This is a genomic window from Paenibacillus sp. IITD108, assembly GCF_036541265.1.
Lineage (GTDB): Bacteria > Bacillota > Bacilli > Paenibacillales > Paenibacillaceae > Pristimantibacillus.
This window is the reverse complement of the sequence record NZ_JAZHCT010000002.1, coordinates 36,248-50,562: the sequence shown is the minus strand read 5'-3', so window position 1 is coordinate 50,562 and position 14,315 is coordinate 36,248. Positions and strand designations below refer to the sequence as shown.

Sequence of the window (14,315 nt, the reverse complement as noted above, 5' to 3'; positions counted from 1 at the left end):
AGGATTGTCGATGAAAAAGTATTTTATTTGTATCTTTGCTTTCATCATAATGATAGGCTTATTTCCCTTTTTAGCTTCTGCAAACGCACCAAATGTATACGATAATTTACGATTAAAATATAGAAATACACTATTGGGCGGCACTTTGGATGCGACCGATCCTATAGTTGCTTCTAAGCTGGCAGTAATTGACGACGATACGGAAAAATATTGGGCAAGCCAAAATGTGGACGGGGTCTGGGATGAGTATGAGCAGTTTGTTGATTCAAACTCGGCGTATACGGCTTACTCTTTACGAAGGTTGAAAAATATGGCGATCAGCTGGTCACTTCCTGAATCGCAATATTATCAAAATTCAATTCTCTTAGCAGATATTTTGAAAGGAATGGATTACCTGTACACCGACCAATATAACGAAAATACTGTTCGCTATGGGAATTGGTGGTGGTGGGAGATTGGTACACCATTCGAGCTAAATGATCTCGTCGTCCTTCTCTATGATGAGCTGACTAGTACACAGAGTGCGAATTATATGAAGGCGGTTAAAAAGTTTGTTCCCAACCCAGTTAGAACGGGGGCAAATTTGACGGATTCAATCAAAATAGTTGCTGTCAGCGGTGTGATCAGTAAGGATAGTGTTCGAATCCAGGCAGCATCGGATGCACTAAGTCAGGTTTTTCCTTATGTAACGGCTTTGGACGGCTTCTACGCTGATGGCTCCTTTGTTCAGCATTTCTATTTCCCTTATGCAGGCGCTTATGGGGATGCATTGCTGGCCAGTATTAGCGTATCGATGAATTTGCTTGCAGGCTCGCAGTGGGAAAATACGGATCCGTTGAAAACGAATGTGTTTAACTGGGTGTTCGACACGTTCGAGAATGCCTTGAACAAAGGGACAATTATGCAGGCTTTTATGGGCCGCGGCCATTCGAGGTCTGCTAATTCAACGAATATATTAGCTGCCATATCAAACATCTCTCAAATGTCGGGCAATCCCTATGCTAGCGAAATGCAGGGACTGGTTAAATATCATATCCAGAACAGCGATGAGACGATGATCTATGAAGCGTTGTCTCTAGCGAACTATACGCAAATCAAGCAAATCATGGATGACACGACTATTTCGCCTAGACCAGCACCTGCTGGCAATCGACAGTTCTATAATCAAGATGTGGCAGTTCATCATGGTAATGACTGGACACTAGTTGTGAGAAACCACTCGACGCGGATGGCGACCTATGAGAGCTTCGGCGGTGTGAATCTGGAGCCGTGGTACCAAGCAGACGGTGTGACTTATTTATATAATGATTCGCTGGACTTTACGGATAACTATTTGACGACAGTGGATAATCATCGACTTCCGGGCATCACTGTCGATATTGACCGCTCCAGACCATCAGCGGGGTCAGACGGATTCAGGAGCGAGCAAGATATGACCGGAGGCGTGGAGCTGGATCGTTTGTTCGGCGTGACACTGATGGATTTCAAGCAGCACAATTATTCGAATATGGACTTGGAGGCGAAGAAATCCTGGTTCATGTTCGATGACGAAGTAGTAGCCTTGGGGTCAGGGATAACGAGCACGTCGGGAAGAACAATTGAGACGATCGTGGAGAACCGGGCACTTGATAGCGGCGGCTTGAATCCGTTAACGGTGGACGGAATAACGAAGCCTGCAAGTTCAGGCTGGCAAGAGACGATTGCTTCGACAGATTGGGTGCACTTGGCAGGTACGGGAGGCTTCTACTTCCCTAAAGGCGATTCGATTAAAATGTTAAGGGAGCAGCGTGCTCGAGAAGCTCGTGAAATTAATGCGAACGGCCTTCCAAGAAGCAGTGAGTTCGATAGTGCATCATTGCCATCTGCATGGCAGTGGACTCGTGAAGATTCTTCGCATTGGAAGCTGGAAAATTCAGCTTTAGTGCTTACGGCTCAGCAAGGCTCGTTAGCTGGAGCAGCAAATTCCACGAAAAATATTTTGACATTTGAAGTACCGCGTGGCGACTACACGATGTCGACTAAGCTGACGTTCGATCCAGTAGCTGATGGACAAGAAGCGGGAATCATAATGTACTTGGATGATGATAACTACATCTATCTATCCAGGGCGGGAACAGCCTCAGGGACGGAACTGCGTGCTGTCAATGAAGTGATGGGTTCAGCGACGGTGCATAGCAGCTTGGACTCGTTTAACAGCACGATGTATTTGAAGCTGGACAAAGACGGTGACCAATATTCGCTCTATGCAAGTAGCGATGGTGTGAACTGGGGAACTGTCATTCACGCCTTTACGAGGGAATTTGAAAGGCAGTTAGGTCAAAAGCTCACGATGGGGGTTTTTGCTCATAGTGGTACGGGTACCTTGGAAGCCGAGGCTGCCTTTGATTGGATTGAAACGCTTGTGACGAATCATTATGTCACGATATGGAAGGATCACGGCGAGGATCCATCTGATCAGATGTACAGTTATGTGATGTTGCCCAATATGAGCAGCACAGAGGTAGAGAGCTACTCCGTTAATCCAGATATCGAGATTGTGGAACAATCGAAACAAATTCATGCGGTGAGAGAGCGATCGCTCGGTCTATTAGGAGCTGTGTTCTGGGAGCAAGCAGGAGGCATGATCGATTATTTGTCCAGTCGCCAGCAAAGCGCGGTCATGGTGAAGGATACAGGGACAGAGATGCAACTCGCTGTATCGGATCCATCGCAGAAGCAGGCCAAGGTTGTTATCGAGTTGAACAGAAGCGGGACGGGTGTCATCAGCCAAGATCCAGAAGTAACTGTCGTTCAACTACAGCCGACCATCATTCTGGAGGTCAATACAGCCAGCACTCCGGGAAAATCTTTTGAAATCAGCCTGGCCTATGACGCGAATACAACTGCGTTGCCTTCAAATGCTCCTGTTGGTTTAACAGGCAATTACAATGGCGTTGACGAGAGCCATCGTTTATCTTGGAATGCGATTGATAGTGCAATAAGCTACAATGTGTATCGGAGTACGACTAGCGGAAGCGGGTATGTACAGCTGGCATCGGGTATAACTTCCCCTAGTTATACGGATGCCGCGATTGGTCATGCACCTTATTACTATAAAGTGACAGCAGTTTCGACCTATGGGGAAAGTTCTTATTCCGATGAGATTCGAGTGGAGAACGAATCGAACATTCGATTACTGCCTGCAGCTGACACTTTCGTGCGCGATGGAGCAGAAGAGGGCATTAATTATGGCAGTGATCGTGAACTGATTATTAAAAAATCAAATTCAGTTGGCTTCACCCGTGAAACTTTCATGAAATTCGATCTCAATGGCATTGATGCTGATCAAATTATATCTGCCACGCTCTATGCTTATGGGAGGGCCATTGATGGCACCTCCGTTCAGGTGCATGCTCATGGTGTGGAGGATGATAGTTGGGATGAGAACAGCTTGACTTGGCTCAATAAACCGACTCTATCTCCAATACAATCAACATTAGTAATTGACAGCTTGGCCGATCGGTGGAGGGCGTTCGATGTCACATCGCATGTGAAGAGTCAGTATGCAGGAGATGGTATGGTCAGCTTAGCATTCAGCTCTGCAGCAGGCGCTGGCGCTAACTTTGAAAGCCGTGAGGGTGGTGTAAGGCCATATTTAGAGCTAAAAGTAAGAGAGGATCGCGCGCTTACGCCTATGGCGGATGCCTATGTGCGGAATGGAGCGTACTCGGAGCAAAATTTTGGTTTCAAAGATGAACTTGTCATTAAGAAATCAAATTCCACTGGTTTTGCAAGAGAGTCATTTTTGAAATTTAATCTAGATTCGATTATGGGTGAAGAAGTGGCTTCAGCGAAGCTTTATGTGTATGGCAGAGTGGTAGATGGTGTTGACCTTACCTCCGATGTGGAAGCCTATGGGGTTGATGATGATAGTTGGACCGAGCATGGAATCACCTGGAGTAATAAGCCGCTATTAACCGCGCTGCAATCTACAGCAACTATTGATAGTACGAATGAATGGAGAGAATTTGATGTTACTGAGTATTTGCAAAGTCAGCTGGATGGAGACCGGGTCGCGACGATCGCTCTAAAGGATATAGGCGGTTTTAGATCCATATTTACAAGTAAAGAAGGAAACTTCCAGCCATACTTGGATGTGAAGATGTCAACGCTTGTTTCTACAACAGCAGATGCCTATGTCCGTGACGGGACTTATGCAGACGTGAATTACGGATCGGATCGTCAGCTTGTGACGAAGAAGGGGAATGTCGGCTTTTCTCGACGAGCCTATTTGAAGTTCGACCTTTCACATTTAGAAGGAAAGACTGTCTCTTCAGTAAAGCTGCTCCTATACGGTAAAGCCGAAGCAACTCACTTGGTTGCCAATGTAGAAGCCTATGGTGTCGAAGATGATACTTGGACAGAGAGCGGGATTACCTGGAATAACAAGCCCGCATTCACCTCGTTCCAGTCGGCGATAAGCATAAACGGTACTGATGAGTGGAGAGAATTTGATATTACTGCATTCGTGCAGAATCAGCTGGCGGGGGACATGATTGTATCTATTGGCTTGCTAGATGTGAGTGCGAATGGGTCGATATTTTCCAGCAAAGAAGGTATAAATAACAGCTATCAGCCCTATTTAAGTATTGTTCTGGAGTAGCTGCGGCAGAATTTACATCAATCTGGCAGGAGAGATTGATATGATATTAGAGATGATTTTATAACCAGGCATCTGAAACGCAATATTCAGTTCATCAAATTGAACAACCTTTCGTTGAACTTTATATTTTGCAGCAAGTCCTTGTCGGCAGAAGCGGAATCGCTCCTACCAAGACAGGGGCTTGTTTTGATTAAAATAATAGAAAGTATTAGTTTTAACTTATCCTGTTTCTATATTTCATCGGTAAACGCGCCTGTCCAAAGGACGGCGGAGCCGTTTATCCTTGTTCCATTCGGCCCTTCCTTATATAATGTCTGCTTTCTGGTATACTATATCAATAGATATATATAGGAGTGGAATTTAGAATGAGTAATGGAAAATTGCGCAGCAGCATAAAGCCGGGTCTCGAGGTCGATATTGTGCTGAAGCAGGATCAAAGAACTGGAAAACTGACGCGAGGGGTTGTGAAGGATATTTTAACGAACTCCGCACAGCATCCGCATGGCATTAAGGTTAGGCTGCAGGACGGGCAGGTAGGCAGAGTTCAATCTATTGTATCGCTGTAATAAAAAAAAAAGTAAGTTTTACAGATTGGCTATTTTAATATATTATATTAGTTAAGTTAATTATTAAATAGTTAGTGAGGAGTTCATGTTGAAGAGTAAAGCGGGGAACCCAAAATTAATCCGGTCAACTAATCTTAATTTGATAACAGATTTAGTTAGAAAACAGGGACCTATTTCTAGAGCTGATGTAGCTAAAATATTAAAATTGAGTGCGCCGAGCGTATCTTCCATCACGGAGCATTTGCTTGCCATGGGCATTGTGGAGGAGGTAGGGACGCGTGATTTGGTCGGCAGCGGCAGGCCTCCTATTATGCTGAGCTTTAATCAGCACTATGGTTATATTATTGCAATCGATTTGGCTGGTGACAAAATACGTCTTGCAGTAGGGGATTTGCAAGGAAACATCATCGTTGAGGATGAGGTTATGTTCTCTTTGCGTGCAAATATTACTAAGGATGATTTCACAACTGTCATGAATCGAATTAAGCAATTGCTGCAGCAGCAAAATATTTCAAATGAAAAAATACAAGCCGTCTGTGTAGGCACGCCTGGTATTATCAATAAGGAAACAGGCTTCTTTCAAGCTGCGCCTCGCTACAAGGAATGGAATAAAATTAATATACGCCAGCTCATTAAGCAGGAATTTCAATCTGATGTCATCGTGATGAATGATATTAATCTTAGCGTTATAGGCGAAAGCCGCTACGGAGCCGGCAGAGGCTTCTCTAACTTGCTGGGCATTAATATAGACATAGGTATTGGAGCGGGCATGATCATTCAAGGGCAGTTGTACGAAGGCAGCCGACTTGCTGCCGGTGAAGTAGGCTATTGGATTTGTGATACGCCTAGTATCGATGAGCCGGAAAATTTTCATAAGCATTATTTAGATTATCGTTTATCGCTTCATGCGCTTATGGGTAAAGTAAAACAGGACTTGCAAAATGGGCAAGCAAGCAAAATATTGGATTATTGCCAGCATAATTTGGATAAGATTACCTTTGAAGCCTTTTGCAAAGCTGTAGAAGATGGGGATGCCTATTGCATAAAGATGACAAAAGAACTGGTACAGTCGCTGTCCGTAGTATTGGCTAATATGAGCGTACTGCTTGATCTCGAGCTTATTGTAATTGGCGGGGACATTATTAAATTAGGCTATTCCTTCGTTCAGCCTTTGCGAGAACTGGTTAATCGGATGGTGCCGTTAACGACAACGATAGTATTTTCTGAGCTGGGCGAACGTTCAGGCATATACGGAGGCTTTGCTGTTGCCCTGGATCATGTAATGAGCCAGCTGTTTGAAGAATAGTCGACATAAAGAAATGAGAAATAGCAGGTTGACGAGTCTCATTTCATCCTTTATTATTAAGTTAAGTTAATTAATTAATTAGTTGAGAAGGGGGAAGCCATGCAGCGTAAGTGGATACTAGGAGCCTCGATCACTCAAATCTTGTTTATGATTTATGCTCTTTCGATTATTTACCCGTTTATTTGGATGTTTATTAATTCTTTCAAAACAGGACCTGAGTTTTATCAAAATATTTGGTCGCTGCCTGAGCAATGGAGATGGTCGAATTACACAAAGGCTTGGAATGATACCGGCCTGGGCACTTATTTTATAAATAGTGTTTTTATAACATCAGTAGGAACGGCGCTAGCTGTACTGTCCGCAGCGACATCTTCCTATGTCGTGGCTAAGTATAAGTTTCCTGGAAGCGGCATCATTTTCTTTTTTGCGGTATCTACATTTTTAATTCCATCTGTCGGATCTTTGGCAGCTCTGTACAAGCTAATGATTGATTTAAGCCTGTTTAATTCCCATTTGGGACTTTTGATATTGTATTCGGCTGGCTTGAGCATGAACTTTATTATATTGTACGGCTTTTTCAAGGGTGTCTCTTGGGAATATGCCGAAGCGGCTTATATGGATGGAGCGAATGATTGGCAAATATTTTTCCGCATTATGCTTCCGATGGCCAAGCCCGGCTTGGCGGCAGTTGGATTAGTTACGATGATTGGAATATGGAATGATTACTTTTTGCCGTATATATTTCTGCAGGACAGAAAGCTGTTTACAGTGTCCGTAGGGCTGCAGGATCTTGTGTTGAAGCAGCAGTATGCAGCCGATTGGACAACTTTGTTTGCAGCATTGACGATGTCTACCATTCCAATCTTAATCGTATACTTCTTTCTGCAAGACCGTTTGATTAGCGGATTGACAACAGGGGGACTTAAAGGATGAGAAAGATATATCTGATATCCTCGTTCGTAATTATATTATTGGTGGTGCTAGCAGTAATGACTTTATTCAAAAAAGACGAAAACAATCAGACAACAACAAACAACGAAGTATTTCCGATCGGGCTATGGGTTTCTCCGCCTGTTGATCAGATAACGATGGAACGCTATAAGGAAATCAAAGATGCTGGCATCACGTTTATAACGGGGTTTGCCGAATGGACAGGCGGCGAGGAGGCACAAAAAAAATCGCTTGATTTTGCCGCTGCCAATGATTTGAAAGTAATTTTGCGCGATCCGAGTATTAACGCACTTGGCATGGATGAACTGGAGCAAATGAAAGATAAAATTACTGCTTATTCCAGTCATCCTGCATATATGGGCCATGTTTTTTATGATGAGCCCTCTCGCCAGCAATTTGAATGGCTTACAGCTATGAAGGATGAATATAGCAAGCACGCGCCTAATGGACTAGCCTATATTAATCTATTTCCAACGTATGCTTCGGTAGAACAGAAAGGCGGAACCTCCGTAGAGTATGTGCAGGACTACTTGCAAACCTTTAAACCAAGCGTGTTGTCTTATGATCATTATCCTTTTCTAAAAAAGACCTCGGAAGATGAAAGCGCGAACATTACAGAGGATTATTACTATAATCTTGAACTGATACGCAGTGAAGCATTGAAAGCCAATACTCCATTCTGGCTGTTCATTCAGACGCTGGACTTTAACCTGACTCATCGTGATCCGACGGAGGATGAGCTGCGTTGGCAAATATATACCAGTCTTGCTTATGGCGCTAAAGGCATTCAATACTTTACTTACTGGACTCCTAAACCTGGAGGCAGTGAAACTTTTGGCAAGGGGATCATCGATCTTGAAGGCAATCAGACGAGACATTACGGAGAAGTACAACGATTAAACAAGGAAGTCCAGGCTCTCGGGCGTCAACTGCTGAATTTAAAATCAGAAGGCGTCATTCATCACGGGTTTGTTCCCCCTCTAATAGCAGAGTTAAAGGAATCCTTTGGTCCTATTGAAGAAATAGCAGGCGATCCAGCTGTTATTGGCTGCTTCAGCGATGATAAGGGACAATCCAGCATTTTGGTTGTTAATGCAAGCTATGAGAAGTCTTCATCTACGACAATATCTTTAAAGCCAAACATCAAAAACATAACGTTGTGGAAAAATGGCGAGCCCCAAACAAGTAAAGTAGTGGGCGGCAAGGTTGAATTGGAGCTTATACCAGGACAAGGTGTCTGGATCCAGCTTGGGAAATAAGGCGGCATATGCGGCTTTATATCATAAAAATATTAAGGGGTGTACGTCAATGAAGTCTACATTAACTCGTCATCGTTTTTTTGTAATAACCGCAATTGTACTCGTTATGATGCTTGCAGTAAGTGCTTGTTCCAGCGGCAAGGAAAACAACAACGGATCCGGCAAGGGATCAAACACACAGCAAGAAGGAGGAAAAGGAGAGGCGGCAAAGAAAAAAGTGCTGAAAGTCGCCTTTTTTCAGGGAGGTTTTGGTGACGCATGGTTTAAAGAATTAAAAGCAGGCTTTGAAGCCTTGCATGAAAATGTAACGGTAGAGCTGGAAGGCGACCCTGGCATTATGGAAAAGATGGGTCCGCGCTTTGAGTCGGGAGCTAATTTGCCAGATGTCGCTTTTCTTACAAATACGCATTGGCAAATGTGGGCGGCACAAGGATACTTGGCGGATTTGACGGACTTTTTCAACGGCCCGGGAGCTGACGGCGTATCGATTAAAGAGTCGTTAAACGCTGCAGCTCAGCAATACGCGGTATATCAAGACAAGGCGTACCAAATTCCATGGTCTGATGGCGTGCTCGGCATGGCTTACAACAAAGGAATGTTTGAGGAGAATGGCTGGGAAGTGCCAAAAACTTGGGACGAGTTTGCAGCGCTAGCCGAAAAAATTCAGCAAAAGGGCATTGCGCCAATCGTTTATCCAGGCAAAGTTGCCGGCTATTGGGACTTTGTGGTGAAGCCTATGATTGTACAAGCTGGAGGGTTTGAGTATTTGGATGAGTTTTTGAATATGACAACGCCTGAGGTGATGGGCAATCCGGCCAGATTGGCTGCTCTGCAGCAATTTGAAGCGATTTTCAAACAGGGCTGGACATTAAAGGGCTCGGAAGCTTTGAATCATACGGAAGCGCAAATGGAATTTGTAAATGGCAAGGCTGCCATGATTCCTAACGGAAACTGGCTGGAAATTGAGATGAAAGCTTCCACCCCTGAAGGTTTCCGTATGGGCATGATGCCCGTTCCTGCAGTGAGCAATGCCAAAGAGCCTAACGTTTATTTCAGCATGATCGGAGATATTACGGTAGTACCGGCAAAAGCAAAGGAACAAGAGCTTGCGAAAGAGTTTATCGCATTTGCAGCTTCCAAAGAAATGAACAAAAAGTTCACGGAATTGACAGGCAACTTTAGACCATTTAATTATTCTCTTGAAGGCGTGGAAGTTTCAGAGTTTACAAAAAGCGTGATGGACATTATGAATAACAACAAGCCGTTCACTTTTAACTCTAACCACCCTATGTTTATAAAAATGACCATGTATCCGTCGGGAGATGCATACGGCAATATCGTATTTGGTACCAAGACAGCTGAGCAGCAGTTTAATGACGACTTATCGTTTGCAAAAGAAAAATGGGATGCCTATAAAAAAGAAGTAGGAATGGAATAAGATGCAAGGGGGAGCCTGTCGGCTTCCCCGGCTTTGAAAGCAGGGGATATTGATGCGATGGTTTTCCAACCGCTCGAAACGGATGAGGCTTTTATTTATTTTATCAATGACCATCTATCCAGTGGCTCATTATTTATTGTTTACGATATATGTAAACTTCAATACCATTTTGTATTCTTTTAAACGCTGGAACATTTCGACCGGCAAAATCGATTGGGTCGGCTTTTATAATTTTACAGATATAATAGAAAAAATTGCGACTCAACCGCCTTACAAATATGCCATAAGAAATACACTTCTATGGATACCTTTAAACATAGCTGTTTTACTGCCGCTTTCTTTAGTGGTTGCCTATTTTTTCTCGAAAAAAATAAAGCTTCACAATTTTTATCGGATTGTGTACTTTTTTCCTTCTATTTTATCTATCGTCATCATCACAATGGTTTTTTCATTTATGGTTAGTCCTAATCTAGGTGTTGTGAATGCGGTTTTGGATGCGGTCGGACTTGAAAGCTTAAAGCGTTCCTGGCTTGGTGATCCATCCACTGCACTAGGAACAGTTTTTTTCTTTTGCGTATGGGCTGGAATAGGGTTCAACGCAGCTATATTGCTGGGTGCAATCGGGCGAATTCCTAATGACCTGTATGAAGTCGGCATGCTAGAGGGGATTACAAAAAGAAAAGAACTTATTAAAGTTGTTATTCCTATGATATGGCCGACGATTTCAACCTTAGTCATTATTGGAACAAGCGGCGCGTTTACCATTTTTCTGCAGTCCAAGCTGCTGAGCAACGGCGGGCCAAACTTTACTACCAATACAGCTGCGCTGCAAATAGTTAATTTAGTAAGTGACGGAAATTATGGCACAGCATCTGCATTTGGAGTTATGCTCGCTATTGTTGGCGGAGTTATCACTTGGATGATTAAGTGGTTCTTGGATAAAAAAACAACGGTTGAATATTAAAGCATAGGATGCGGTGCTAATGAAAATGTGTAAACAGATAGGTGAGGCTGTTGTATTTGAAAAAGAAGCGCCCCATTCGCTGGCTAATCACAATATTCAAAGCGGCAGTTTGAAATTGTATAAAAGATCGATTCAGTCTGAAGATGAGATCGTATATGTTCCTATCGTTGATTATATTGTGAACGAGCAGGAAGGAATCATTCAAAGGACAAAGGATAGCCGCATACCGGACTGGTCCCGCCATATTTTTTATGGGCAGCAAAAGTTCGACCAAACTGGCCTCAAGGATTACAGCAATGAGCCATTTACCTTGTATGCCGATTATTGTTGTCTTGGCGATATGGATGCAGCTGAAAACGTAAATGCGCCCACTATTGAAGAGGCGCTGCCTGTTTGCTCTGCAAGGCATCTTGCGGGAGAGCCTATTGTTTATGTCGTATATGGCGATAGTATCAGTACGGGAGCTGAGGCGAGTCAACAGCGCTATGCTTATTCCTACCTATTATATGAAAGCTTGAAGAAGAACTTCCCCAACAGCCCTGTTCATTACGAGATGAAGGCACTTGGCGGGGAAACGAGCAAGGGCGGCTTAAGCAGACTGGCCGACGATGTTATAGCTGTAAAACCGCAATTAGTTACGATTGGATATGGCATGAATGATCAGAATCGATTGCAGCCGCATAGCAATGATATACCTGTCGAGCAATTTGAGGGCAATATTCGGCAAATGGTCGAAGCGCTGCGTACCCAGGCTCAGACCGATATAATTCTGGTAACCCCATGCGCGCCTAATCCGCTTTGGAAATTCAGCAGCGGAGAAATCGGCCAGTATGCAGAGGCTTTACGTGCGATAGGAAAGGCATATGAAATTCCAGTCGCAGATGCCTATGCAGTATGGATGGAGCAGATAGAGGCCGGAAAAACGTATGAAAGCTTACTGTTAAATAATATCAATCATCCCAACGATTATGGACACTCCATTTACTTCCGATCCTTTGAACAATTATGGCAGTCCAGGCTTTAGTTAAACGGTGCAAGCGGTTTAAGCTGAATTAATAAATGGAGGGATTATTCGTGTTGAAGAAAAGCGCAAGTATGTTTCTTGCCATGCTATTGCTGGCAGCAAGCTTCTCCGAAATCGGATCGGCATACAGTCCAGCTATTCAATCGTTTCCAATCGGTATTTTTTGGCCGCCATCTCCTTCTAATACAACTAATGCCAACTATGCTGATATAAGCGCAATGAACGCCAACTTTATTGTGGGCGGCAATGGAGTGAGTGATTTTACCTCTAGTGATGCCGCTCTTGGCTATGCAGCTAACCATGGATTAACGCTGCTTGTTGATGATAGCCGCTTAGCTTGGAGAGATCATGTTGTTTCCCAGAACAGCTCTGGTCATGGATTGTTTGTCAGTTCAACAACTTCTTTGGGGCAAACCATTCGCACGCCTGCAGGGTCGGGATGGGGACTTAACCGGGTTCAATTCTATATCGACAAATTAAATTGGCCAGCTGGCACTACCATTACGCTTAGTATGTATGACAGTCCTGCCAAAAACCAGTTGATTGCTTCGGATGCGATTACAGCTCCTGCTTCTACCTACTATCCGGTCTTTAACTTGCATACTGCTGTTCAAAGCAATACCGTTTATTACTTGGAATTGACAAGCAACAGCTCTACGTCAATCGGCTGGGTGACGACTAGCACGTCTAACGTATACGCGGATGGACAAGCCTACATGAACGGCGTGGCACAGTCTATAGATTTATGGTTTAATCTTGAATATTCGCAGCGAGCTTATAATGATGGCAATCAGCCAGCCCATGCAGTTATTGACGATATAGCGAATCACTATCGCAATAAAGCTGCTTTGCAAGGCTACCATGTGCTGGATGAGCCGTCTGCCTTGCAAATGACACGTTTGCAGGACACAATTCGCCGTCTCAAAATGACGGATCCCAATCATATGTCCTTTGTTAATTTATTCCCAAACTATGCCTCTGCCAGCCAGCTTGGCTTGAATCAGCAAACAGGCGAATTTGTAACGGACGCTTTCTCGCTAGGCCAGACCTTTACAACGAAGAAGGGTCAGACCCAAATCGATACAGTGCAATGGTGGATTGATAAAAACACATGGGGAACAGGCGAACAGCTGACTTTAAAGCTATGGAGCTCTCCGGCAAAAACGAGTTTGATCGCTCAAAACACATTAACTACGCCTGCTACGGAGTGGCCGCAATTTCATTTAAATGCCACGGTTTCACAAAATACGCAGTATTATATGGAGTTAACGCATAATGGCGGCGGCGATCGTTCGGTCGGCTGGGTTATCCGGTCCAATACAAATAATAATTGGTATAATGATGGGTCCGCTTATTTGAATGGCTCGCCGATTGCTGCAGATTTTTGGTTTACAATTAATCAAAATATTACAGGCGCTTCATATGAGGACTATGTTTATCGATGGATGTATACGGAACCAGACGTGCTAGTATTTGATCATTATCCATACATGGCAAACGGGCAGTTCCGCGCAGACTATTATGACAATCTTGAAGTCATTCGACGCCAGGCTAAGCTGGGCGGAGTTGATTTCTGGTCATATATTCAATCTGTCGGGGTTAACGGCGTATGGAAAGCACCATCCGAGAGCGAGATGCGCTATCAAATTTATTCTAATCTTGCGTATGGAGCAAAAGGGTATATTTACTTTACCTATTGGACTCCGGATGCCAGCGGCGGAGAGAGCTTCAATAATGGGCTTATTTTGCCTAACGGCGTAAAAAATGCCTCGTACAATTGGGCTAAAAATATTAATGCGGAGGTGCTGCAGCTTGGCAGTACGCTGATGGGATTGGAGTCATTGGCGGTGTACCACACGGGGAACAGCTTGCCAGCATCAACGACGCAGCTTCCAGCTTCATTTGTTATGCAGCCTGGCAGCAACACGGTGCCGCTTGTCATTAGTCATTTCACGAATCAGGCGGGGCAGGAATATGTGATGATCGTAAACAAAAACACGGTGAGCCAACAAACGGTTTCATTTACGGTTCATTCATCAGTTAGCAATGTAAGAGAAGTATCTAAGATAGATGGACAGCTCATAGCCACTAATTTTAGTGTGGGCGGTATGTCTGTTCAGCTGGCTGCAGGGGAAGGAAAGCTGTTTAAGCTGGAGTAAGGGATA

The 14,315-nt window shown here is 44.0% G+C and carries 9 protein-coding genes; all 9 read left to right on the top strand.

Features of this window, described 5'->3' with window-relative positions; genetic code table 11:
- Window positions 1-10: 10 nt before the first annotated feature.
- The 9 genes from V1L65_RS01925 (at window position 11) to V1L65_RS01885 (ending at window position 14,309) form a co-directional block, all read left to right on the top strand.
- Window positions 11-4,642 carry a CBM96 family carbohydrate-binding protein gene (locus V1L65_RS01925; protein WP_331697375.1) on the top strand — a complete coding sequence of 1,544 codons (4,632 nt, stop codon included), beginning with the start codon at window positions 11-13 and terminating at the stop codon, window positions 4,640-4,642.
- A 365-nt stretch (window positions 4,643-5,007) separates the two neighbouring features.
- Complete coding sequence (locus tag V1L65_RS01920) at window positions 5,008-5,208, top strand: YwbE family protein (protein ID WP_331697374.1); 201 nt, start codon at window positions 5,008-5,010, stop codon at window positions 5,206-5,208.
- 139 nt (window positions 5,209-5,347) lie between these two features.
- Window positions 5,348-6,514, top strand: coding sequence for an ROK family transcriptional regulator (locus V1L65_RS01915; protein ID WP_331697373.1), 1,167 nt, complete (start codon window positions 5,348-5,350; stop codon window positions 6,512-6,514).
- 99 nt (window positions 6,515-6,613) lie between these two features.
- Window positions 6,614-7,447, top strand: coding sequence for a carbohydrate ABC transporter permease (locus tag V1L65_RS01910; protein WP_331697372.1), 834 nt, complete (start codon window positions 6,614-6,616; stop codon window positions 7,445-7,447).
- The gene (locus V1L65_RS01905; protein WP_331697371.1) at window positions 7,444-8,724 is read left to right on the top strand and encodes a beta-galactosidase; all 1,281 of its coding nucleotides are present in this window, start codon (window positions 7,444-7,446) and stop codon (window positions 8,722-8,724) included. The genes V1L65_RS01910 and V1L65_RS01905 overlap by 4 nt, the downstream gene beginning before the upstream one ends.
- Window positions 8,725-8,773: 49 nt before the next feature.
- Window positions 8,774-10,162, top strand: coding sequence for an extracellular solute-binding protein (locus V1L65_RS01900; RefSeq protein WP_331697370.1), 1,389 nt, complete (start codon window positions 8,774-8,776; stop codon window positions 10,160-10,162).
- A 106-nt stretch (window positions 10,163-10,268) separates the two neighbouring features.
- Window positions 10,269-11,126 (top strand): carbohydrate ABC transporter permease, encoded by an 858-nt coding sequence (locus V1L65_RS01895; RefSeq protein WP_331697369.1) that lies wholly within the window; start codon window positions 10,269-10,271, stop codon window positions 11,124-11,126.
- A gap of 19 nt (window positions 11,127-11,145) precedes the next feature.
- Window positions 11,146-12,150: an SGNH/GDSL hydrolase family protein gene (locus V1L65_RS01890; RefSeq protein ID WP_331697368.1), complete on the top strand. Its 1,005-nt coding sequence runs from the start codon at window positions 11,146-11,148 to the stop codon at window positions 12,148-12,150.
- A 50-nt stretch (window positions 12,151-12,200) separates the two neighbouring features.
- Window positions 12,201-14,309 carry a hypothetical protein gene (locus V1L65_RS01885; protein ID WP_331697367.1) on the top strand — a complete coding sequence of 703 codons (2,109 nt, stop codon included), beginning with the start codon at window positions 12,201-12,203 and terminating at the stop codon, window positions 14,307-14,309.
- Window positions 14,310-14,315 lie beyond the last annotated feature (6 nt).

Bases quoted from the DNA above. Each gene is read 5' to 3' on its own strand.
- V1L65_RS01900 (WP_331697370.1), top strand. From the start codon at position 8,774: ATGAAGTCTACATTAACTCGTCATCGTTTTTTTGTAATAACCGCAATT.
- V1L65_RS01890 (WP_331697368.1), top strand. From the start codon at position 11,146: ATGAAAATGTGTAAACAGATAGGTGAGGCTGTTGTATTTGAAAAAGAA.
- V1L65_RS01895 (WP_331697369.1), top strand. From the start codon at position 10,269: ATGACCATCTATCCAGTGGCTCATTATTTATTGTTTACGATATATGTA.
- V1L65_RS01920 (WP_331697374.1), top strand. From the start codon at position 5,008: ATGAGTAATGGAAAATTGCGCAGCAGCATAAAGCCGGGTCTCGAGGTC.
- V1L65_RS01905 (WP_331697371.1), top strand. From the start codon at position 7,444: ATGAGAAAGATATATCTGATATCCTCGTTCGTAATTATATTATTGGTG.
- V1L65_RS01910 (WP_331697372.1), top strand. From the start codon at position 6,614: ATGCAGCGTAAGTGGATACTAGGAGCCTCGATCACTCAAATCTTGTTT.
- V1L65_RS01925 (WP_331697375.1), top strand. From the start codon at position 11: ATGAAAAAGTATTTTATTTGTATCTTTGCTTTCATCATAATGATAGGC.